This is a genomic window from Saccharopolyspora hattusasensis (assembly GCF_050972075.1).
In the GTDB taxonomy this organism is placed as follows: Bacteria; Actinomycetota; Actinomycetes; order Mycobacteriales; family Pseudonocardiaceae; genus Saccharopolyspora; species Saccharopolyspora hattusasensis.
In genome coordinates this window covers 6,769,842-6,789,320 of sequence record NZ_JBPCDC010000001.1, presented here as the reverse complement: position 1 = coordinate 6,789,320, position 19,479 = coordinate 6,769,842, and the positions used below count along the sequence as shown (strand labels likewise).

Genomic DNA, 19,479 nt, shown 5'->3' with positions numbered 1-19,479 from the left:
GCGCTCACTTCCTTGTCCTGCCTGGGCGAGGACGCATGGGCGGTCTCCGAGTCCGACACCTCCTTCGTTTCAGTGCGATTCGCGTGTGGCGGCCGGCATGAACGAACAGCGAAGTATGATCTCGAGAGTTTTCGTGATTACTACGCTACTACGTATCAGCGGTGCTGCAACCTCCAGTTTTGTGCCGCTGGCGCGCTGGACGCGTTGGTGGCATGCTTGCGGGTAACGCTGAAGTGGAGAGATGTCATGACAAGCGGCTCCGAGCGAACGTCTTCGGCTGCGTCTCAGCCGACCTTGAGCGGGCAGCTGAATCGCCTGTTCGAGGTGCAACGCCCACCGCAGGCCCCGGAGCGAACGTTCACCAATCGGGAAGTCATCGCTGCCTGCAAGGCGTCCGGCCGAGAGCTGTCCGAATCGCATCTTTCCGAGTTGCGCCGGGGTGTGAAGACCAACCCCACTGTGCGCACCCTCGAAGCCATCGCCTGGTTCTTCGAGATTCGCATTGGCTACTTCACCGATCCCGACGTGGCTGCGGAGGTCGAGGCCGAGTTGGCCGTGCGGGAGAAGAGACTGCGTGCCAAGATCGCGGCTGATCGTCAGGCCCGAGAGGAGTTGCGGGCAGCGACCGAGGAGTTGCAGCAGGCGATGCGGGAGTCCGGCGTCACCAAGGTCGGCCACCGCGGTACGAGCAACATCACGGCCGCGCGCGAGCAGGCGGCGATGATGCGCGCTCTCGCTCGTGCCCTTCGCGACGACGAGGATGACGAGGAGGCTGGGGGGAGGGCACGTGCATGACCGATGCCGAGGACGACGCCGGCTCAGTAGCGGGGCGGCTGAATTGGCTGTTCAACGTGGCGGAGGTGATGGACCCGGATCCCGTTGTCGGCTGGCGGCCGTACACCAATTCTGAGGTCGGTCAGGCTGTGGGGCGAGCGGCGATGATGTCGGCCGTTTGCGTGCTAGCGAGGACACAAACCCGGGACTGCTCGATGCTATCGCCAACTTCTTCGGAGTCGATCCTGCTTTCTTCGGGGACGATCCCGCCGAGGTTGCTCGCGCGCACGAGGACGTTCTCAGGCGTGCGCTGCGCGACTGCGGCCTCAGCGGTTTCCGGATCTGCCGGGGATTCGCGCCGTCGGCCGTCTCTCGCTGGGGCGGGTTCGGCTGGGGTCTGGGACTTCGTACGCCGTCAGGTGTCGGGGCCGAAGCTCATGCGTCGCGTGATGGTGTTGACAGCGGCCGCATCTGGAGCTCGGCGCGGACCGGGTCGGTGAACGTGTCGCAGATGCAGGCGTTGTGCCAGGATCTGATTGCCGCGCTCGGGATGCGACCGCCACTGGACCCTGTCGAGCTGTGCCATCGACTCGGGCAGCATCGTGGCCGGCGTATCAAGGTCCGGGGAGTCGATCTCGGTGCTACCACCTCGGTTGGCCACGTCGCACAACAGCGGCGGGTGGACTCGATCCTCTACGAGCGGGCTGCCCCGACACCGCAACGCGACCTGGTGATCTTTCACGAAGTGATCCACCTCGTCCGCGAGCACCTGAATGTCGGCGAGTCTCTGACGTGCGGGATCGCAGCCTCACGAGCAACGAATGCCCAGGGCTCCTACGCCGACTGGCGCGAGTGGGAGGCCGAGGTCGGAGCCCGCCTCCTGGTGACGATGTCGCGGCAACGACCACGGCCGAATGATCTTCCCACGGGCGTGGGCGCGGCGGAGCGCAGTATCGCTGCCGCGTTCGGCTTCGTCGACCGGGATCAGGGCCGAAGATGAGCTTCGAGCTGGCGCTGCGGTGGTTCAAGGCCGCCGTGATCGTGGCCATCGCGGCCTGGGAACTCCTCCAGCTGACGCGAAGGCGGCACGATCTCGCACTACGAGTCCTGGTGCCCGGCCTGCTGTGCTTGGCCTTCGCGGCGACCGTCGGCATCCGCACACCCCTGTTGGCTCCGGTCAAAGAGTTTTTCGGCAGCGCGTGGACGCCGCTGATCAACGGGTGCTGGATGGCGATGGCCTACGCATGGGCCGCGTACTTCCTGCTAGCGGACACCCGCAAGCCCGCGTCTGCGCGGGTTCGTGCCGCGTGGATCGAACTCGGCGTGCTAGCCATCGCGGTGACCACGATGGTGGTCGTGCGGGAGGTGTGGCCGGTCGAAGCCGGGCGTGGCCAGTACCAAACATGGCAGCGTGCGGTGTTCTACCTGGCCGTTGACGGGTACTCGTTGGCCGGTTGGTTTCTCGGGATCCGCCGAGCCAGCCCGATACCTCACACGGTTGGAGCATCCCTGGGCACGAGCCGCTTTCTGGGTCGTGATCGTGGGCAGCGCTGCAATGGCACTAGGAGTCAACGCGGTCCCGCTGATCCGGCAGGCCATTCGGGCATTCGCGCCCCATGCCAAGCTGGAGGTCCTGAGCACGCTGTACTCCACGGGCCAGCTCGGTGGGCAACTGTTGCTGGCGTTGGGGCTGGCACTGGCACCATTGGCTACCGCCGTTGTGACGGTCAGGACGCGTTACGAGCAAGCTCTCCGAACTCGCTACACCAACGAGATGCATCCGCTGTGGCAAGCACTCACCACGGAATTCCCACACATCGCCTTGGACACACACCACAGCAGCGACAAACGCAGCACCGATGACGACTTCGAACGCATCAGCGCCGAGATCACCGATGGCCTGGCCGAGCTTGCCCGAGACTGCCCGGAACCCAACGGTGATCCCCGCGACCCAGTCGCCGCGGCAAACACAGTGGAAGCCGCGCTGCGACGGCGTGCGCAGGCTCGTGACGCGCGGTGGGCCGGCGACGAGCCCGAGCCTATCGAGCCGCCCTACCCGCGCCTGGAGCCCGACTTCCACGGCAATTGGCGCCGCCGGGCACAGTGGATGATCCGACTCTGCGACGAGCTGACAAAGCGCGGCGCGATCCGAAAGGAGCTGGAGCGTGGCACCGTCGGAGAACTTGAGGTTCCCCCCGAACAGTGGACAGGTCTTCAAGCAGCTTTCGCTGGGCCTGTCAGGGACTGCTCGTAACAAACAGGACTGAACATCCCTATAGCGGAGTGACGCCTTCTATTGTTGTACCGATCGATCCAATTGTCAACCGCGGCAACGAGTTCTGCCTTGGTAGCAAAGGTATGGCGGTAGTAGTATTCGTGCTTGAACGTCGACCAGAACGATTCCGCGGGGCTGTTGTCCCAGCAGATCCCGGTATCACCCATCGACCGTTTCAGATCATGTCTGGCGCAGGCCTCGACGGTCAACGCCGCGGTGAACTCGCCGCCACGATCGGAATGTAACACCGTGCCGGCGACGCTGCGGCCACGACAGGCCACCGCGGCATCGATGGCCTGGCAGACCATGTCAGCACCGATATGGTCGGCAACGACATGCCCGAGCACCCGGCGGGAATGTCCATCCCGGATCGCGCACAAGTACATATCGCCCTCACCACAAGACAGATAGGTGATGTCGGTTAACCACACGGCATCGAGCCGGCCCTGGTCAAAGCACCGCCGCACCAGATCCGGCGGGAACGACGCCGCCGGATCAGCCACCGTGGTGCGGACTTTGAACGTGCGCGGGCTGATACCCTCGATCCCGATCTCGGCCATGATCGCCGCGACGGTCTTCTCGTTGACCGTCTCGCCGCGCTCCCGCAGCTCGGTGGTGATCCGCGGGGACCCGTACGTGCCGTCGGACTCGGCGTGCACGTCCAGGATCTTCACCGCCAGATCGGCACGCCGCTGCTGCCGCGGCGTCAACACCGTTGCCGTAGCGCGTTTCACGTGCGCGTAGTAGCCAGATGTCGAGACACCCAGCAGCCGCGCCATGCGCAGGACGGAGAATCGCGTGCCCTCTGGTGGTGGGGTGGTGCCGGCGGTCTCGGCGTGCTTGTCGGGGCCGGCGTACTTCACCATCAGATCGAACCGTGCGGTTTCTTCTGCATCGCGGCAAAGTACGCCGAGGCTTTTACCAGGAAGGCGTTGTCCTTCTCCAGTTCGGCCACCTGCCTGCGCAATCGCTGCAGTTCGGCTCGTTCGGCGGGCTCCAGGGGTTTGTCCCCGTGGACTTCGGCGGCGGCGATCCTGCGCCGCTCGTCTTTGACCCAGACGCTCAACATCCCCGCGTCGATTCCCAGTTCGCGGGCGACCTCGGCGATCGTGCGGTCGGAATCGATCACACGATGCGCGGCCTCGACCTTGTACTCGGCTGTGTAGGACCGGCGTTTGCGAGGAGGCACGATGGACATCCTTCCAGCAGGACGGTCGTCCTGCTAACTCGGTGTCCACTCGCCGGGGGGAACCTCAACTGACGTGCGTTTATCCGTCCTGGACACCTCGCCGATCGTGCAGGGCTCCACGGCTCGGCAAGCCCTGCGCAACACGCTCGATCTGGCCCGTTTCACCGACGAACTGGGCTATTACCGGTACTGGGTGCCCGAGCATCACAGCATGCGCGGGGTCGCGAGCTCTGCTCCCGCAGTGCTGGTGGGCCAGATCGCCGACGCTACTGGCCGCATGCGTGTGGGATCCGGCGGAGTTCTGTTGTCCCATCACGCGCCGCTGGTGGTCGCTGAGCAGTTCGGGACGCTGGAGGCACTGCATTCCGGACGGATTGATCTCGGACTCGGCCGCGCTCCCGGCGGTCCGCCACACGCCGCCGCCGCAATCCGCGGTACACGCACACTCGACGACATGTCATTTGGCGAGCGGCTGCACGAGCTGCTCAGCTACTTCGATCCACCGGAGGACCAGACCGTTACGGCAGTGCCCGCCGTCGGAAACCGGCCGCAGGTGTGGATTCTCGGCTCAAGCACCGCCGGCGCCGAGCTCGCAGGCTCGGTCGGCTTGCCCTACGCGTTCGCCCACCACCTCAACCCCGAGGGCCTGGAGGCCGTCCAGGTGTATAGGGACTCGTTCCAGCCTTCCTCGATGTCACAAATCCCGCAGATCATCGTTAGCGTGTCGGTCATCGCCGCGGACACCGATGAGCGCGCCGAATGGCTCGCAGGATCAACTCGGCTCAAGGTACTCAGCCGCGTACGGGGCAAGCGGATCCTGCTGCCCAGCCCAGAAGACGCAGCCGCCTACCCCTACACCTCCGCAGACCGCGAGGAGATCGCCGCACGATCCCACAGCGTAGTGGCGGGCTCGCCCACCACCGTACGAAACAAGCTGGAAGCCTTACTCGACGAGACGAGCGCGGACGAGATCATGGTCACCACGCCGGTCTACGACCATTCTGACCGTCGCCGATCCTACGAACTCCTCAGCTCGCTCACGCTCAGTTCTTCCACCAGAGCACTCGGCGTCCGCATCTAATGTGGACATGCATCGAAGGCGTCCAGGCGCGGGACGAGCCTTGGCTTGGCGGCTGGGGCTCGTCCCGCGTGTGGACCTTGTCGGTTCTACACTTGAGGTGGCGTGAGCCCGAGGCAGGCAGCCATACTGCCGTGGACCCAGCCGGTAACACCGGTGTTGTCGTTGGTCATGTTGACCCAGTCAGGCAACCCCGGGGTGCCGCCGACGAATTGGTGCACGCGAAACGCGTGTTCGGTGTAGTAGATGCCATCGACGGGCGAGTTCAGGTCGGGCGACCTGTGGATACGGGCGCCATCTCCGATGGACATCGCGTACCCCGCCGGGCAGGCGCCCTCTGCTTGAGCCACGCCTGCCTCCCCCAGCATCAGAACGCCAACAACGGACAACACTCCCAGCATTGCACCACATTTTTCCTTGTTCAACATTTTCTCTCCATTCCAGGAAGTAAATTCGACCTCGCGGCGAAAGAAGGATTTTCCAGCCAAGAGCACAGCAGGTTGCCGGCACCAAAGTAGACGCCGAGAATGTTTGGCGAATTACAGTTCTATGGGCGGGCACCGGAAGGAGGCTTTTAATCTCCCAAACACGCCAGTTCACAACAGCCAGCGATGCAGCCGTCGTCCGGAACGGCGTCGCTAGCGATGGCCATGGTTTGGGAGCCGATGCTGGGTGCTGCCGTGGCGGTGGCGCCGGTGAGCGGGGCGAGCAGTCCCGTCATCGTGAACAGTGTTGTCACGAGCGCGGAGCGGTACCGGATGGCGGAGGCTGGGACGTTCGTCGTAGTCGCCTTCGAGGAATTGTTTTTGTCTCTCATTTCGTTTCCTTTCTCTTTTGGGCGCGCTTCGCCCTGGGCGGAAATACGTGCGGGAGCGACTTCACGCCTTATGCGATGCGCAGGAGGGCGGCGGTCCAGGTCATTCCGACGCCGATGCCCAGCAGGATGACGTGGTCGCCAGTGGTGACCTGGTGTCGTGTGAGGAGGTAGTGGAGGTCGACGATGTGGTCTGCGGCGCCCATGTGGCCGTACCGGCGGGCGAGGAAGGTGCTGCTGCGCTGTTCGGGGATCCCGAGTGGTGCCAGGCAGTGCCGGTGGGCCAGTGGGGCTCCGTAGTGGGGGCAGAGCACCCAGCGGACGTCATCGAGTTCGAGCTCGGCGTCGTAGACGACCCGTTTGACGACGGCGGTGGTGGCGGCTGCGTTGAGGGCCTCGATGCTGCCGGGTCCGTCGTGGGTTTCGAGCCAATGGGCTTTTCGGTGGCGCAGCTGGATCGGGGGCCGGTGGGTGTTTCCGCTGTACCACAGGGAGTTTCCGCGGTGCAGGCCTTCCAGGCACGGCTGTGCGTGGGAGGCGGTGGCGATCAGTTCGGCCGCGGCGTCGTTGGGCGAGTCGCGGTGGAGTAGGACTGCGGCGCCGGCGTCGCCGTAGGTGATGCCGGGATCGGTTTGCCAGCGGTCGAACAGCGGGGCATGGAAGGTGTCGCCTGCGGTGAGGAGCGCGGCGTGGCCGTGTTGGCCGGCGAGGAGGGTGGCGGCCAGCTCTAGGCCTGCGACCATGCTGTTGGACATGCCGTTGAGCGCAAGCGTCATGGTGGTGTCGAGCCCGAGTTGGTCGGCGACGTAGGAGTTGTGCGACCAGAAATCGAGGCCGGGGTCGTGGATTGTGGCGTGCAGATGCAGGGCCAGGCGGCCGGAGAAGCCGCGGAGGGCTTGGCGGCCTGCGTGTGCCGCCAGCTCAGGACCGGTGCGACCTGGTGCGACAGCAACGGAGTCCTGCTGGTTCCGGCGGGCCTGTTCGGGGCTGTAGCGGCCGGCGTTGATGCCATCGGCGACGGGTACGAGGCCTCCGGTGACCGCTCCGATGCCGTTGATCGTGATCCGGTGGTGCTTCATCGCCGATCACCTCGGGGCATGCGTTGCGTGGGAGAGGCGGCCGGTGAACCAGACTTCGCGGAATCCGTCGGTGCCGATCGAGCAGTCACTGCTCAGGGCATGAAAGGCGGGGTGTACGGCGCGGTTGACGAAGCCAAGGAAGACCGGCTTGGCTGCGTGGGTGACCATGGACAGGTGGCCCCAGTCCTCTCCGTCTTGCCACCGCAGGATGAACAACGTTCGGGGTCTGTTGGTTTCGGGGACGGTTCGCATAATGCACTCCATTCCCCACGGTGAGCGCGGGAAGAAGAAAGAAATGCGGGGAGTCCACCCACTCAGGAAAGCGCGGTGTGACCGGGATAAGGGGTTTCCGCGTTGAGGGTTTCGCTACGGTGACACGGCCGCAGGTGCCGCGTCAGATTTTGGCCTCACCCAAGGCCCAGATGCACCCAACCGGGTGAGTCGCGTTGCCTGATGTCACGAGCCCGGCCACGGCTGAGAGGCGTTGGGGCGGGCGGTAAATCTGGTGGCGGCTGCTGGGTTTTTGATCACCATGCGCTTCGCGGAGTCTGCGGAGAGGGGGCGGCTGGTCTTCACAGGCTCTCGCTCGATCGGGTGTATGCGACAGTTGACCGGGGTCAAAATCTGACACGAGGCATCCGTGAATGTCAGGCTCGGTCTTCCTTGATTTCGCGACGCTAAATCAGCCCTCTCTGTTTCGTCGCGGTTCATTCCGGCATGGGAGGTGAGACGCAGTGCTGGATTCGTCATCTCGTCCTTGCGCCTGTGGGTGGCGCGATACGTTTCCCGGCGATGCTGTGCTCGTCGATGGGTGCGGTGTTTCTTTTTGCCGGCATGGGAATCGCGGCAGGCTCGTTGCTGGCGTGGAGGGTGCGGTCGTGGGTCGTGTGGTCGACGCGGCGTTGGCCGATGGTCGGGTTCAGTGCTGTCGGCGGCGTGGTCTCCCTCGGCGTGGGTTGCCGGTTCGCGACCGATCCCGCGCTGGCGGCATGGTGGTGGCTTGGCATCACCGGCACGGCGCTGTCCGTGATCGACGTGTCCTGTCACCGGCTTCCCCGGGCGTGGGTAGTGACGACGGCGGCGGGCGGGTTCGCGGTGTTCGCGATGCTCACCGTCACCGACCCGGCGAATGGTGTGGCTCTGGTGCGCTCCCTGCTGGCAGCCGTCGTCGTGTTCGCCGTGGGTGTCCTGGCCTACCTGGTGATTCCGAACTGGATGGGGTTCGGCGACGTCACCCTCTACGGTGCGCTGGCGCTGTACTGGGGCTGGATCGGTTGGCACGCCGTCTTTCGTGGCATCACGGCTTCCCTCCTCCTTCTTGGTATCACCGCAGCACTGGCATGGATCCGCCACCGCGACAGCGAAGCCCGGATCGCCGCGGGCCCCAGTCTGATCCTCGGCGGCTGGATCGGTGTCCTGTCGTAAACAATCCTGATGCAGAAAGGACAAGTCGAATGGGTATGACCGCCACGATGGCGCTCGCCCGGACATCTGGTCTGGTGCTGTGGACCGTGGGTGTCCTGGCGGGAGGGTGTGCGAGCACGCCCGATCCGGGACCTGAGCCCTCCGAGCCGAGCATCGCTCCACCTCCCGGTCGCTATACCGGCGAGCGGGCGGCCGTCGAAGGCGTGTACCGGGAGTTCTGGCGCATCTCATGGGTGTCGCACGACGAGCCAGACGCTCAATGGGAAAACGAATTGCGGCGGGTCACCTCCGGCAATCTCGCGAGCCACATTTCCTCCACCGCTCGGCAGCAACGTGCCGAAGGGACTGGGCTGTACGGCGAGATCACACCCCGCGTGACCGACGTGCACATCGAAGGTGATCAGGCCACGATCACCGACTGCCAAGACACGAGCCGAGCGGGGCAGTCCGATCTTGCTACCGGCACACCGAAGACGGTGGGAATCGAACGCAACTCCGCCCGAGTCACTTTGATCCGCGAATCCGGCGTGTGGCGCGTGTCTCAATTGGACTTTCCAGGAGGACCCTGCTGATGTGCTCCAACCTCGGACTCCTTGCCCTTGCCGCAGCGGTGGGCTTGGCTGCTGCGCCAGTGGCTCAAGCGCAAGACAACGTGGTCGTGCGCCCCGGATCCCCCGGAGGCAACTTGTACGCGCCACCGGTAGTCGATCTCGACGCGACGAGCCCAGGACGCCCAGGAAAGCCCTCGTCAAACAAGCCCAGCAGCCATGCGAGCACGCGCCCCACCGCGGGTGCTGCGCCTGCACCGTTGCGGATGTGCCCAACGTTGCTGTGCGATGCCCCGGGACAGTCACAGGATCCGACGTTCATACCCGCCTCACGGCCGCTGTGGTGCCGGGGACCGCTGTATGACGGACGGTGCATGCGGCCAAAAGCCGCACCACCGTCGACAGGATCACCCGGTGTCCCGGCGTCAGATTCCGCTGTCCTGGCACAGCAGGCGACGCGGCGTTTGCGGTTGCCGTTGCCGATGCCTCGGCATTCCCCGGATGTGCGGTTGCCGGATGGTCGTTCGGCGACGGTGGTCGGTGAGCACACCTGGTTCTGGACGGCTCCGGAGGACTGGCGTCCGCAGCGGGAGAGGGTGCAGGCCGGCGTGGTGTGGGCCGAGGTCACGGCGGTGCCGGTCCGGTTGTCGATGGCACCGGGAATGGGAGGGCCGGTGGCATCGTGTAGCGGCCCGGGGACACCGTATGACCGGTCGTTTGGTCTGCATGCGGCGTCGCCGGATTGCGATGTGGTGTACGAGCGTTCGTCGATGGATCAGCCCGGTGAGCAGGTCACGGCGCAGTGGTCGATCACATGGCGGGTGGTGTGGCAGGGATGGGACGGCAGCGCGCCGGTCGGTGGTGAGCTGGCGCCTATGACGTCGCGGGCGGTGGCGCGGTTCGCGGTGGCCGAGGCCCAAGCTCTCCGCACCCGCTAACACATTTCTCGTTCTCTCATTTTCTCTTTGTGCGAATTCACTTATGGGGAGAGGTCTATGTCCAGTAGTGGGATTTTCGCGGTCATCAAGCCGGATTCCGGGTCCTCGGAGGAAACGAGGGTGTCTGCGGGTTTGCCTCGGGTGCCTCGGCGACGGCGGTGGTGGCTTTTGGGTGCCTCGCTGGGGCTGGTGGCTGCGTCGACGGTCGTGACGGTGATGGTGGTGTCGGCTGCGTGGGAGCGTGAGCCGATGCTGCTGCTGGCCCGCGACGTCGCCTGGGGTCAGCCGGTGACGGGTGCGGATGTGACCACTGTGGAGCTTCCGCCGAGCGCTCGCCGGTTTGTGGTCGCCGATGCTGATCGCGGCCGGGTGGTGGGTCAGGTGGCAGCGGGCAATTTGCGTGCCGGGCAGCTGCTGTCTTACAGCGACGTGATGGCCCAGGGGGTGCCTGCGGTAGGCCAGCAGGTGATCGGTGTCCGGCTGCCGCAGGGCCGGTTTCCCGCTCGCGGGCTGTTTCCCCATGACCCGGTCGAGGTCGTGACGCTGTCGACCGCCGGCACGACGGCGGAGACGGTCCCGAGTGGGAGCGGGTTCCGGGCGCGGGTGGTGCAGGTGTCACCGCCAGATGCCGAGGGCGCGATCGTCGCGGACTTGCTCATTGCTGACTCGCTGGCCGAGCAGGCCGACGCTGCCGCGGCCGGCGGAGCGCTCGTGAAACTGCTCGGCCCTTCCTCGTAGAACCGATTTTCTGTTGATGGTGAAGGGAATTGTCATGGCTGTGATCACGATGCTGTCCGCGAAATGCTCCCCCGGTGTGACTACGGCGGTTGCGGCTTTGGCCACCGTGTGGCCGCATCACCTCCTGGCGGTCGATGCGGACCCGGGCGGGGGTGATCTGCTGTCGGGCTGGGTCGGCCAGTGGTGGGTCGATGGGCGCCTCACGCCCGGCCGTGGGGTGGTGAGTTTCGCCGCCTCGACCCGGCATTTGGATGCGGTGCCGTCGGAGGGTTTGGCGGGGCATGTGCAGGAGGTTCCGGGGCACGATCACCTCCGGCTGCTGGCGGGGGTGACCAACCGGGCCCAGGCGGGTGCGATCGGTGAGGACGGCTGGCGGCGGCTGGCCAGCGCCGCCCGGGACCTCACCGCCCACGACAGCCCCGACGTCCTCATCGACGCGGGCCGGTGGGTGCCCGAGACCCCCCTGGGCCCTGGTCACCGAAGCCGACCTTGTCCTGGTCGGTGTCCGCCCGAGCTTGCGGCACGTGTCGGCCACCCTGCCGTTGATCACAGCGTTGCGGGAGCTGGTGCCGATCACCCGGCTGGGGGCTGCGGTATCGGCAACCACAAGCCGGGAAGCCGACGGGGTGGCGCGGGCACTGGGGATCCCGGTCGGGCTGGAGTTGCCGGACGACCCGGCCGCGGCGCGTGTGCTCTCGGATGGGTGCGCGCACTCCCTCAAGCCTCACCACTCGGCGCTGGCGCGCGCCAGCCGTATGGCCGCGCGTCGCCTCCACGTCCGTCTCAACCCGCCTCCACCGCCGAACACCACGGTCACCAGCGGCGTCGTTGAGGAAGGCGCGGCATGAGCACGGGGATCAACGAGCAGCGGCAGCCCCCGATCGGTGTGGATCGGCCGGGGTTCGTGCCCGATCAGGCGACGGTGCGGGCGTTGCGCGCGAGGGTGGCCCGGCGGCTGCAGGGCGAGGGTTCGCACGGCGTGGAGCGGGCGTCGCTGGTGGCGGAGGAAATCACCGCCTGGGCTCACGAACGCGCCTCTCGCGGGGATCCGCCGTTGTCCGAACAGGACGAGCGGGTGCTTGCTGCCGCGGTGCTGGCCGCGTTGGCGGGGCTGGGTGGGCTGCAGCCTTTGCTGGAACGCAGCGATGTGGAGAACATCCACATCCACGGCCACGACCAGGTGTTGCTGGAGCTGGCCGATGGTCGTCTGCAGCGCTGGCCTCATGCGGTCGCCGCCTCGGATGCGGAGCTGGTGGAGTTGCTGGAGGCGATGTTCGCGCGGCTGGGGCAGACCAGCCGGGAGTTCTCACCGGCCAGGCCGATCGGGAATCTCCGCCTTCCCGCAGGTGGGCCGTTGGGCGCGCGGCTGGCGGCGGTGCGGGAGATCAGCGGCCGGCCACGGGTGGCCATCCGCCGCCACCGCCTGGCCCACACCACCCTCACCGACCTGCACCACCAGGGCAGCCTGGATGCCGATCTGCTGCATTTCCTGAAGGTCGCTGTGGCCGCCGGGCTCAACCTTGTGGTCACCGGGGGTCCGTATGCGGGCAAGACCACGTTGCTGCGGGCGTTGTGCGACGAGATCCCCGCCGGGGAGCACATCGTCACCGTGGAGGACGACTACGAGCTCGGGCTGCACCTGAACCCGGTGAAACATCCCCTGGTCACACCCCTGGAGGCACGCACCGCGAACGCCGAAGGAGTCGGTGAGGTCAGTCTCGACGACCTGCTGAAGCAGACGCTGCGGCATTCGCCGTCGCGGGTGGTGGTGGGTGAGGTCCGCGGTGGTGAGATCACCGCGTTGCTGCGTGCGTTGGGCAACGGTGCCGCCGGCGGGATGGGCACCCTGCACGCGGCCTGCGCGCGGGCCGTGCCCGACCGCATCGCCGCGCTCGGTCAGCTCGCTACCCCACCGTTGCCGGTGGAGGCCGCGTATCGGTGGACCGCCTCCGCCTTGGATCTCATCGTGCACCTCGCCCGCCGTGACCACGCAGGCAGGCGGGAGCGGTTCGTGACCGAGATCGCCGAAGTCGGCCAGGTCGGTGACGCGGCGATCCCGGATCTCACCAGCCTGTTCGCGCCCCGGCCAGGTGACGGACGCGCTATACCGGTCTCTGCCCCCAGCCCTGTACTGCTGGCCCGGCTGGAAGCCCGCGGCCTGGACCGCGGCATCTTCCAGCATCACCACGGTAGGTGGGACACCCACCACGGGGGAGGCGAGGACCGGTGATCTCCACCTTTTCTGTCCTGTGTGGACTCGCGCTGGGTGCTGGGCTGGTGCTGGGGTTGTTCACCTGTGCGGCACCGCCGCGTCTCGGCTGGCGTCCAGCGGGGCGCTTCTGGGTTTCGGTGTGGCGGCGTGTCCGCCGCTGGTGGCGACGTGGACTGCTCGCCACGGCCGTCGCGTGCGGGGTGTGGTGGGTCAGCGGGTGGCCGGTTGCGGGTCTCGCTGCGGTCGCGGCTGTCGTGGGTGTGCCGGTCCTGCTGGCACCGGCCGGGCCGCGGGATGCGATTGCGCTGCAGGACGCGCTGGCGGTGTGGACTCGGCGGGTGGGAGATCTGCTGGCCTCCGGCGCCGGCGGTCTGCATCAGGCGCTCGCCCGCTCCGCGGACACCGCGCCCGAACCTCTCACCGGGGCGCTGCAGAGGTTGGCTGACCGGCTGCCGGGTGACGGACCGGAGCGGGCGTTGCGGGTCTTCGCCGACGAGCTTGCCGACCCGGCTGTGGACGAGGTTGTGCTGGCGTTGCTGCTGCGCGTGCGTTCCGGTGGCCGTGGACTGGTGGAGAACCTGCATGCTCTGGCCGCTGCGTTGAACACGCGCGTCGCGGCCCAACGGGAGATCGAGGCCGACCGCGCCAAACCCCGCACCACGGTGCGGACTCTGGTGGCCATCACCGCGGTCATGGCCGGTGGGCTGCTGGTCTTCGCCCACCCCTACCTCGCCCCGTTTTCCACGTGGGAGGGGCAGGCAGTGCTGGCCGGGGTCGTCGGGATTTTCGCGGGAGCGTTGTGGCGGATGCACCGCCTGTCCACCACGCCGCCCAGGTCACGCTACCTCGGGAGCCGGCCATGAACCCCGTACTCCAGGCCGCCGCCGGCCTGGGCGCGATGCTCGGGCTCGGGCTCGCCACCGGGGTGCGGGTCGTGGCCGGGCCGGCGCCGATGGACCTCGCCGCCGCCGTCCGCCACCTCACCACGCGCACGCGCCCGACCGTCGGCTGGAAAGCACGGCGGGCTGGTCTGCTCGCCCGCGTGACCGAGCGTGCTCACCAAGCCCGGCACCCGTGGCTGGGCATTCCCGTGCACGATCTCGACCTGCTCGACCGCACCCCCACCGGCTACGTGGCCGCGCGGGCGCGGTGGGCGGCCGCAAGCCTCACCGCCGCAGCCGTTCTCGCCCTCGGTGCGGCCGTCGTCGGGGTGGTGTTCCCGCTGGGTGTGTCGGTGCTGGTGGTGTGTGTCGCGGGTGGTGTGGGGGCGATGGTGCCGGTCTGGCAGATCCGGGACCAGGCACGGCGGGCGCGGGAGGACGGACGTCGTGCGCTGGCGGTGTACCTGGAGCTCATCGCCCAGCAACGCGCCGCCGGCCACGCCCCCGGTCCGGCGTTGCGGGAGGCCGCCGGCGTGGGCGAGCACTGGCTGTTCACGCGCCTGCGCCGGACCCTCACCCACGCCGAGCACAGTGGACACTCCCCGTGGGATGCGCTGCGCGACCTCGGCAAACGAATTCGGGTGCGGGAGCTGGTGGCGGTCGCGGACCTGGCGGCCACCGCCGCCGACGGTGCCGCGATCTCCACCAGCCTCACCACCCAGGCCGCGAGCCTGCGCGCCGCCGCCATCAGTGCTGATAAGGCCGATGCCAACACGCGGACCGAACGACTCACGCTCCCGGTCACCGCGCTCATGCTCGGGTTCCTCCTCCTCGTCCTCTACCCCGCCGTCGTCCGTCTTCTCGGGGAATGAGCCCAGAGTGTGCCGTTGTGCACCAACAGAAACGGGAAGGGAAACGCCATGCTGATCACACACCTCCGTCGCCATGTCATGACCGCAGTGATGCTCGTGACCGCCTGGATCGTCATCGCCGGCCAGGCCGTCCAGGACCGCTGGATGCGGGCACGCTTCGATGACCGTGGATCGGAAAGCACCGAAAAAGCGGTGCTCACCGCGATCGCGCTCGCCGCCGCACTCGGCCTCGGTGCCGCCATTACCGCGGTGGTCTCCAAGTACCAAGGCCAAATCCACTAACCGCCCCGGGATGCGCTCATGCAGGCCACGTCTGTCCACAGCCACATCAGGTGCCGAACCACTCAGGACGACACCGGGTCGGTGGCGGTCGAGCTCGCCGTGCTCGCGCCGCTGGCGCTGCTGCTGCTCGTCACGGTGCTGCAGGCCGGATTGTGGTGGCACACCCGCACCCTCTGCCTCGCCGCCGCCCAGCAAGGGGTGCAGGCCGCGCGCACCGTCACCGGCACCGCCGGCGACGCCCACACGGCCGCTACCGCGTTCCTGGCCCGCGCGGGCACGGTCGTGGACGCCCCGGTGGTCACCGCCGAGATCGGTGCCCGGTTGGTCACGGTGCGGGTGGCCGCCACCGCACCCCGCCTGCTGCCCATCCCCGGGCTTGATCGGATCGAGCAGGAAGCCCGCGGCGTCAAAGAGCGCTTCACCACCCCCGGGAGCACACGATGACACTGGACCCATTCGATGAGGAGGGTTCGGCCAGTGTGGAACTGGCCGTCCTGACTCCGGTTGTGCTGCTGGTGTTGGTGCTCATGGTCGCTGGTGGCCGGATCGTCACCGCCCACACCGCGCTGGAGCACGCCGCCACCGCCGCCGCCCGCGCCGCGTCCCTGGCCCGCACTCCCACCGCCGCTCACGCCGCGGCCGTCGGCACCGGTACACGAGTGCTCGGCGAACAGCACCTGTCGTGCACGGACATCCAGCACACCCTGGACACCCGCAGGTTCGGTACCCGCCCGGGACACGCGGGGGTCGTCACGATCAGGTTGCGCTGCACGGTGACGCTGTCCGACCTCACCAGCCTGCCCGGCCTGCCCGGCACGGTCGGGCTCGATGCGGCCAGTACCAGTCCTGTGGACCCGTACCGGACACGCTCATGACCAGCCACACCACACGCGACGGTGGTTCGGTCAGCGTGCTCATCGCCGTGCTCGTGCCGTGTCTGCTGCTGGTGTTCGCGGTCCTGGTCGACGGCGCCGACCGGCTCCGCGTGCTCGCACGCGCCGACGCCATCGCCGCCGAGAGTGCCCGCGCCGCGCTCACCGCTCTGGATACCCGCGGCACGGCCATCACCCTCGACCCCGTTCACGCCGCCACCGCCGCGCGCCGCTACCTCACCACCACCCACCACACCGGCACGGTGACCCTGGAGGGCGCCGGGACCGTGCACGTCACCGTCTGGCATTCCGAGTCGGCCGCGATCGGGCTGCTCTGGAACACCCACACCGTCACCGGCTCCGCGACCGCGCAACTCGCCGTCGGCACCAACACCCCCGGCAGCACACCATGACCACCACCCCGCCCCGGGCCACGACGGCCGGCCGGATTCGCGCCGGTGCCGCCGTTCTCGGCCTCGCCGTGCTCCTCATCGGACTGCCCGTCGTTTTGACCTTCGCCGGGCAGGTCATCACGATGCCGAAGCTGACGTGGCCGGTGCTCGACGATTCCCCGTGGGCGCCACCGCTGATCGACCAGCTCCGGCCCTGGCTGGAGGACACCTGGCACGCCCTGCGCCTCGACCTCGGCTCCGACGGCGCCCTCCTCCTGCTCATCGTCGCTACCGGGTGGGGCAGTTGGCTGGTGATGCTGTGGTGGAGCCTCTGCGATCTCCTGCTCCTCGTGCGCTACGGCGCCGGCCGTGCGCGTGAGCGTGTCGCGGCGATGGGGCCCCGCGGGTGGATCACCACGCTCGTGACCGCCGCGACCTTCGCCAGCACACCCTCCACCGTCTCCGCCGCCCCGGTGGCAGATCCGGTCGCGGTCACCGCACCCCAGTACCCCGGTGGTGTCCTGTCGCCGCCCCACGACACCGACACCACCGTCCCGCTGGGTTCGGGCGGGCCCCCCGGCCTGCCCGAACCCAGCACCCCCACCACCATCAGCGACGACCTGCGCCCGGACTACCCCCGCTACGAGGTCGCTCGCGGCGACACCCTGTGGGGCCTCGCGGCACGCCACCTCGGCAATCCCTACCGCTGGCCCGACATCGCCGACCTCAACACCGACCGCATCGGCGACGACCATGGCCTCCTCACCGGTTCGGTCCTCCTGCTGCCGGGCGACGCCACCCATCTCCCCGCCCCCGCGGTCATTCCCGAGGACGCGCGGTGGATCACTGTCGGACCCGGTGACACGCTCACCTCGATCGCCGGACGCGAGCTCGGCGACCCCGACCGATGGCAGGAGATCGCCGAGCTCAACGCCCACCAGCCACAACCGGACGGGCGCGTTCTGCGCGACCCGGACATGCTCTTCCCCGGCTGGCGCCTCGCACTGCCCCCGGCAGAGCACACTGCGCCCGCACCCACACCTGTCGATCACACGCCGCCCGAGACCACGTCACACCGTCAGGATCCGTCCCCTGAGGATCATGGCCGGTCGGCTGCACAGCCGGCCGCTGCGCTGGAACAGGGGCCGGGGGTGGAGATCGCGCCCGGGGTGTTCCTCGGCCTGGGGCTGGCCGCGGCCACGAGTGCCGCGCTGGTCCTCGCCCGCACACGCCACCGCCGCACCCAGCGCCCCGGGGCCGCCCCGACGCCGGATTACCCCGTTGCGCCCACGGTGTATCAGCTCAAACTCGCGCACCTTCGCGCCACCCAACCCAGCCTCGACACCGAATCCCCCACCGCCGATCACAAGCACGAACACGAGCGCGAGACCGGTGATAGTGCCGCAGCAGCAGGTGACGTCGTCGCGGAACTCGGTGTCGACGACAACGCGACCGTGCGGCTGGACCTTGCGGCCCTCGGTGGGCTCGGGCTCACCGGGCCCGGCGCCGAGGACGCGATGCGGGCGCTCATCCTCGATCTCCAGCACCGCCACGGCCCGCGAATTGTGCTGCAGAAATCCCTCGCCACCGAACTGTTCCCCGACTACGGCGGGTTGCCTCACCCGCTGGAGGTGACCGACGACCTCACCACCACTGCCAGCAGCCCCAGCAAGGACGACCAGCGCCTGGAGGTTTTCGTGGTGCGCACACCACTGCCGGTCCAGACCGCTGCCCTGTTGAGGCGATTGCACACGCCCGCCGGCGGTGTGGTCGTGCTCGCGCTCGGACCGTCGGTCTCGGGAACCACGCTGACCATCGACGCCAGCGGGATCGTGACCGCAGCGATTCCTGAGGCCACCACGGGAGATCTGGTGGGCGTCCGGATGTTCACCGCGACTCCGCCCGCCGCCGACGACCTCCTCACCCTCGCCCACCACGTCGCACCCCAGCGGCAACGAAGCGATGCAGCCGAGGCAGCAACGCCTCCGACAGCTCCCGTATCAACCTCACTGCCAGAGGTTGAAGGAACCTGCCGGTCCACGGACAGCGACACCGCTGCCGGCACGGACGACCCGGTATCCAGCACGGAATCCTTCGGGATGACCGAGGCTCGGGACACCAGCGCTGGGGTGCTGTCGTTGCGGGTTGTGGGTTGCTTTGCCCTGTCGTGCAGCGACGAATCCGGTACCTGGTGGGAGATCACCGGGGAACTCGCGCCACGCCAGCAAGAACTCCTCACCTACCTCGCCGTACATCCCCAGGGCGTCGCCCGCGACACACTGATCGCCGACCTGTGGCACACCAGTCCCCCGGCACGGCCCACCAACGCGCTCAACACCGCCCTCTCCCGGCTACGCGCCACCCTCGCCCACGCTACCCACGGCCTGGCCGGCGAGATCGTCGACACCCACAACCGGCATCTACGGCTCAACCCTGACCTCGTCGACGTGGACTACCACCACTTCGCCGACGCCGATTCCGAGAGCCGCCGTGCACAGAGCACGACGCAACGGCTCACCGTGCTACGCGAGATCGTGGATGCCTACCGTGGCGAGCTGGGTGCGGGCATCGACTCCGAATGGATCCACCCCGTGCGGCACGCCGCGCAACGCACCGCCATCAATGCCATCAGCGAACTCGCCCGCCACCACGTCGCCGACGATCCCCAGCACACCCTGGAACTGCTGGAAACCGCCACCGGGTTCGACCCCTACAACGAACATCTCTACCGCGACATCATGCGGCTGCAAGACCGTCTCGGCATCCACGACGGCATCCCCCGCACCCTCGCGCTGCTAGAAGTGCGGCTGCGGGACATCGACTGCGAACCCGCACCAGAAACCCAGGCCCTGGCTACCGCGCTGCAACACCGCCACGCCCAGCACGTGATCCGGTCGGTTCCCCCACCGCCGCACGCCGACACCGGCATACGCCACACCGGTGCAGTTCACCCCGCCACGCCACACCCCGGTTGACAGCGTCCCTGACCGGAGCGTCCATATATCACTGGCCCCGACGAATCGAATGTCACCAATGGAGGTAACAGAAATGTCCTCAGTAGACCGTTCGCGGCTTCACACACCACCGGCACAGCAACTGCGTGCCCCTGG

At 67.8% G+C, this 19,479-nt stretch carries 22 protein-coding genes; 17 read left to right on the top strand and 5 right to left on the bottom strand.

What is annotated here, in order from left to right; all coding sequences use genetic code 11:
• Positions 1–246: 246 nt before the first annotated feature.
• The 3 genes from ACRXBZ_RS32720 (at position 247) to ACRXBZ_RS32710 (ending at position 3,028) form a co-directional block, all read left to right on the top strand.
• On the top strand, positions 247–795 hold the full coding sequence (locus ACRXBZ_RS32720; protein WP_433882341.1) for a hypothetical protein: 549 nt from the start codon (positions 247–249) through the stop codon (positions 793–795).
• 157 nt (positions 796–952) lie between these two features.
• Positions 953–1,774, top strand: coding sequence for a hypothetical protein (locus ACRXBZ_RS32715; RefSeq protein ID WP_433882340.1), 822 nt, complete (start codon positions 953–955; stop codon positions 1,772–1,774).
• Between the two features lie 555 nt (positions 1,775–2,329).
• Positions 2,330–3,028, top strand: a complete 699-nt coding sequence (locus tag ACRXBZ_RS32710) for a DUF6545 domain-containing protein (RefSeq protein WP_433882339.1) — start codon at positions 2,330–2,332, stop codon at positions 3,026–3,028.
• On the opposite strand, the gene ACRXBZ_RS32705 is transcribed toward ACRXBZ_RS32710, so the two are convergent.
• Together ACRXBZ_RS32705 and ACRXBZ_RS32700 are read right to left on the bottom strand one after the other, a co-directional pair.
• A complete protein-coding gene (locus ACRXBZ_RS32705) occupies positions 2,989–3,828 on the bottom strand; it encodes an IS3 family transposase (RefSeq protein ID WP_433882338.1) in 840 nt (279 codons plus the stop codon). The genes ACRXBZ_RS32710 and ACRXBZ_RS32705 overlap by 40 nt on opposite strands.
• Positions 3,829–3,914: 86 nt before the next feature.
• Complete coding sequence (locus ACRXBZ_RS32700) at positions 3,915–4,238, bottom strand: transposase (RefSeq protein ID WP_433882337.1); 324 nt, start codon at positions 4,236–4,238, stop codon at positions 3,915–3,917.
• Between the two features lie 73 nt (positions 4,239–4,311).
• Here ACRXBZ_RS32700 and ACRXBZ_RS32695 point away from each other — a divergent pair, with 73 nt between their 5' ends.
• A complete protein-coding gene (locus tag ACRXBZ_RS32695; protein ID WP_433882336.1) occupies positions 4,312–5,319 on the top strand; it encodes an LLM class flavin-dependent oxidoreductase in 1,008 nt (335 codons plus the stop codon).
• Between the two features lie 86 nt (positions 5,320–5,405).
• Here the strand turns inward: ACRXBZ_RS32695 and ACRXBZ_RS32690 are convergent, their stop codons facing one another.
• The 3 genes from ACRXBZ_RS32690 to ACRXBZ_RS32680 all read right to left on the bottom strand — a co-directional run bounded on the left by ACRXBZ_RS32690 (position 5,406) and on the right by ACRXBZ_RS32680 (position 7,461).
• Positions 5,406–5,744 carry a hypothetical protein gene (locus tag ACRXBZ_RS32690; protein WP_433882335.1) on the bottom strand — a complete coding sequence of 113 codons (339 nt, stop codon included), beginning with the start codon at positions 5,742–5,744 and terminating at the stop codon, positions 5,406–5,408.
• A 457-nt stretch (positions 5,745–6,201) separates the two neighbouring features.
• The gene (locus ACRXBZ_RS32685; RefSeq protein ID WP_433882334.1) at positions 6,202–7,209 is read right to left on the bottom strand and encodes a ketoacyl-ACP synthase III family protein; all 1,008 of its coding nucleotides are present in this window, start codon (positions 7,207–7,209) and stop codon (positions 6,202–6,204) included.
• A gap of 6 nt (positions 7,210–7,215) precedes the next feature.
• Positions 7,216–7,461, bottom strand: a complete 246-nt coding sequence (locus ACRXBZ_RS32680) for a hypothetical protein (RefSeq protein WP_433882333.1) — start codon at positions 7,459–7,461, stop codon at positions 7,216–7,218.
• 564 nt (positions 7,462–8,025) lie between these two features.
• On the opposite strand from ACRXBZ_RS32680, the gene ACRXBZ_RS32675 reads away from it, so the two are divergent.
• The 13 genes from ACRXBZ_RS32675 to ACRXBZ_RS32615 all read left to right on the top strand — a co-directional run bounded on the left by ACRXBZ_RS32675 (position 8,026) and on the right by ACRXBZ_RS32615 (position 19,344).
• A complete protein-coding gene (locus ACRXBZ_RS32675; RefSeq protein ID WP_433882332.1) occupies positions 8,026–8,634 on the top strand; it encodes an A24 family peptidase in 609 nt (202 codons plus the stop codon).
• Between the two features lie 47 nt (positions 8,635–8,681).
• On the top strand, positions 8,682–9,206 hold the full coding sequence (locus ACRXBZ_RS32670) for a hypothetical protein (RefSeq protein WP_433882331.1): 525 nt from the start codon (positions 8,682–8,684) through the stop codon (positions 9,204–9,206).
• Positions 9,207–9,664: 458 nt separating this feature from the next.
• Positions 9,665–10,120 carry a hypothetical protein gene (locus tag ACRXBZ_RS32665; protein ID WP_433882330.1) on the top strand — a complete coding sequence of 152 codons (456 nt, stop codon included), beginning with the start codon at positions 9,665–9,667 and terminating at the stop codon, positions 10,118–10,120.
• A gap of 57 nt (positions 10,121–10,177) precedes the next feature.
• On the top strand, positions 10,178–10,858 hold the full coding sequence (locus tag ACRXBZ_RS32660) for an SAF domain-containing protein (protein WP_433882329.1): 681 nt from the start codon (positions 10,178–10,180) through the stop codon (positions 10,856–10,858).
• Between the two features lie 524 nt (positions 10,859–11,382).
• On the top strand, positions 11,383–11,706 hold the full coding sequence (locus ACRXBZ_RS32655) for a hypothetical protein (RefSeq protein WP_433882328.1): 324 nt from the start codon (positions 11,383–11,385) through the stop codon (positions 11,704–11,706).
• Positions 11,703–13,088: a TadA family conjugal transfer-associated ATPase gene (locus ACRXBZ_RS32650; RefSeq protein ID WP_433882327.1), complete on the top strand. Its 1,386-nt coding sequence runs from the start codon at positions 11,703–11,705 to the stop codon at positions 13,086–13,088. The genes ACRXBZ_RS32655 and ACRXBZ_RS32650 overlap by 4 nt, the downstream gene beginning before the upstream one ends.
• Positions 13,085–13,933, top strand: a complete 849-nt coding sequence (locus ACRXBZ_RS32645; protein ID WP_433882326.1) for a type II secretion system F family protein — start codon at positions 13,085–13,087, stop codon at positions 13,931–13,933. The genes ACRXBZ_RS32650 and ACRXBZ_RS32645 overlap by 4 nt, the downstream gene beginning before the upstream one ends.
• The gene (locus ACRXBZ_RS32640; RefSeq protein ID WP_433882325.1) at positions 13,930–14,823 is read left to right on the top strand and encodes a type II secretion system F family protein; all 894 of its coding nucleotides are present in this window, start codon (positions 13,930–13,932) and stop codon (positions 14,821–14,823) included. The genes ACRXBZ_RS32645 and ACRXBZ_RS32640 overlap by 4 nt, the downstream gene beginning before the upstream one ends.
• A 48-nt stretch (positions 14,824–14,871) precedes the next feature.
• Complete coding sequence (locus tag ACRXBZ_RS32635) at positions 14,872–15,105, top strand: hypothetical protein (protein WP_168588466.1); 234 nt, start codon at positions 14,872–14,874, stop codon at positions 15,103–15,105.
• Positions 15,106–15,123: 18 nt separating this feature from the next.
• Complete coding sequence (locus ACRXBZ_RS32630) at positions 15,124–15,549, top strand: TadE/TadG family type IV pilus assembly protein (protein WP_433882324.1); 426 nt, start codon at positions 15,124–15,126, stop codon at positions 15,547–15,549.
• Complete coding sequence (locus ACRXBZ_RS32625) at positions 15,546–15,980, top strand: TadE/TadG family type IV pilus assembly protein (RefSeq protein ID WP_433882323.1); 435 nt, start codon at positions 15,546–15,548, stop codon at positions 15,978–15,980. The genes ACRXBZ_RS32630 and ACRXBZ_RS32625 overlap by 4 nt, the downstream gene beginning before the upstream one ends.
• Entirely contained in the window at positions 15,977–16,390 is a 414-nt protein-coding gene (locus ACRXBZ_RS32620) for a hypothetical protein (protein WP_433882322.1), read from the top strand. The genes ACRXBZ_RS32625 and ACRXBZ_RS32620 overlap by 4 nt, the downstream gene beginning before the upstream one ends.
• Positions 16,387–19,344, top strand: a complete 2,958-nt coding sequence (locus tag ACRXBZ_RS32615; RefSeq protein ID WP_433882321.1) for a LysM peptidoglycan-binding domain-containing protein — start codon at positions 16,387–16,389, stop codon at positions 19,342–19,344. Before ACRXBZ_RS32620 ends, ACRXBZ_RS32615 begins: the two co-directional genes overlap by 4 nt.
• The last annotated feature ends 135 nt before the right edge of the window (positions 19,345–19,479 follow it).

Excerpts from the sequence above, each read along its gene's own strand:
- ACRXBZ_RS32720 (WP_433882341.1), top strand. The coding sequence starts at position 247 with ATGACAAGCGGCTCCGAGCGAACGTCTTCGGCTGCGTCTCAGCCGACC.
- ACRXBZ_RS32710 (WP_433882339.1), top strand. The coding sequence starts at position 2,330 with ATGGCACTAGGAGTCAACGCGGTCCCGCTGATCCGGCAGGCCATTCGG.
- ACRXBZ_RS32705 (WP_433882338.1), bottom strand. The coding sequence starts at position 3,828 with ATGGCGCGGCTGCTGGGTGTCTCGACATCTGGCTACTACGCGCACGTG.
- ACRXBZ_RS32690 (WP_433882335.1), bottom strand. The coding sequence starts at position 5,744 with ATGTTGAACAAGGAAAAATGTGGTGCAATGCTGGGAGTGTTGTCCGTT.
- ACRXBZ_RS32685 (WP_433882334.1), bottom strand. The coding sequence starts at position 7,209 with ATGAAGCACCACCGGATCACGATCAACGGCATCGGAGCGGTCACCGGA.
- ACRXBZ_RS32680 (WP_433882333.1), bottom strand. The coding sequence starts at position 7,461 with ATGCGAACCGTCCCCGAAACCAACAGACCCCGAACGTTGTTCATCCTG.
- ACRXBZ_RS32670 (WP_433882331.1), top strand. The coding sequence starts at position 8,682 with ATGGCGCTCGCCCGGACATCTGGTCTGGTGCTGTGGACCGTGGGTGTC.
- ACRXBZ_RS32665 (WP_433882330.1), top strand. The coding sequence starts at position 9,665 with ATGCCTCGGCATTCCCCGGATGTGCGGTTGCCGGATGGTCGTTCGGCG.
- ACRXBZ_RS32660 (WP_433882329.1), top strand. The coding sequence starts at position 10,178 with ATGTCCAGTAGTGGGATTTTCGCGGTCATCAAGCCGGATTCCGGGTCC.
- ACRXBZ_RS32650 (WP_433882327.1), top strand. The coding sequence starts at position 11,703 with ATGAGCACGGGGATCAACGAGCAGCGGCAGCCCCCGATCGGTGTGGAT.
- ACRXBZ_RS32640 (WP_433882325.1), top strand. The coding sequence starts at position 13,930 with ATGAACCCCGTACTCCAGGCCGCCGCCGGCCTGGGCGCGATGCTCGGG.
- ACRXBZ_RS32635 (WP_168588466.1), top strand. The coding sequence starts at position 14,872 with ATGCTGATCACACACCTCCGTCGCCATGTCATGACCGCAGTGATGCTC.
- ACRXBZ_RS32630 (WP_433882324.1), top strand. The coding sequence starts at position 15,124 with ATGCAGGCCACGTCTGTCCACAGCCACATCAGGTGCCGAACCACTCAG.
- ACRXBZ_RS32625 (WP_433882323.1), top strand. The coding sequence starts at position 15,546 with ATGACACTGGACCCATTCGATGAGGAGGGTTCGGCCAGTGTGGAACTG.
- ACRXBZ_RS32620 (WP_433882322.1), top strand. The coding sequence starts at position 15,977 with ATGACCAGCCACACCACACGCGACGGTGGTTCGGTCAGCGTGCTCATC.
- ACRXBZ_RS32615 (WP_433882321.1), top strand. The coding sequence starts at position 16,387 with ATGACCACCACCCCGCCCCGGGCCACGACGGCCGGCCGGATTCGCGCC.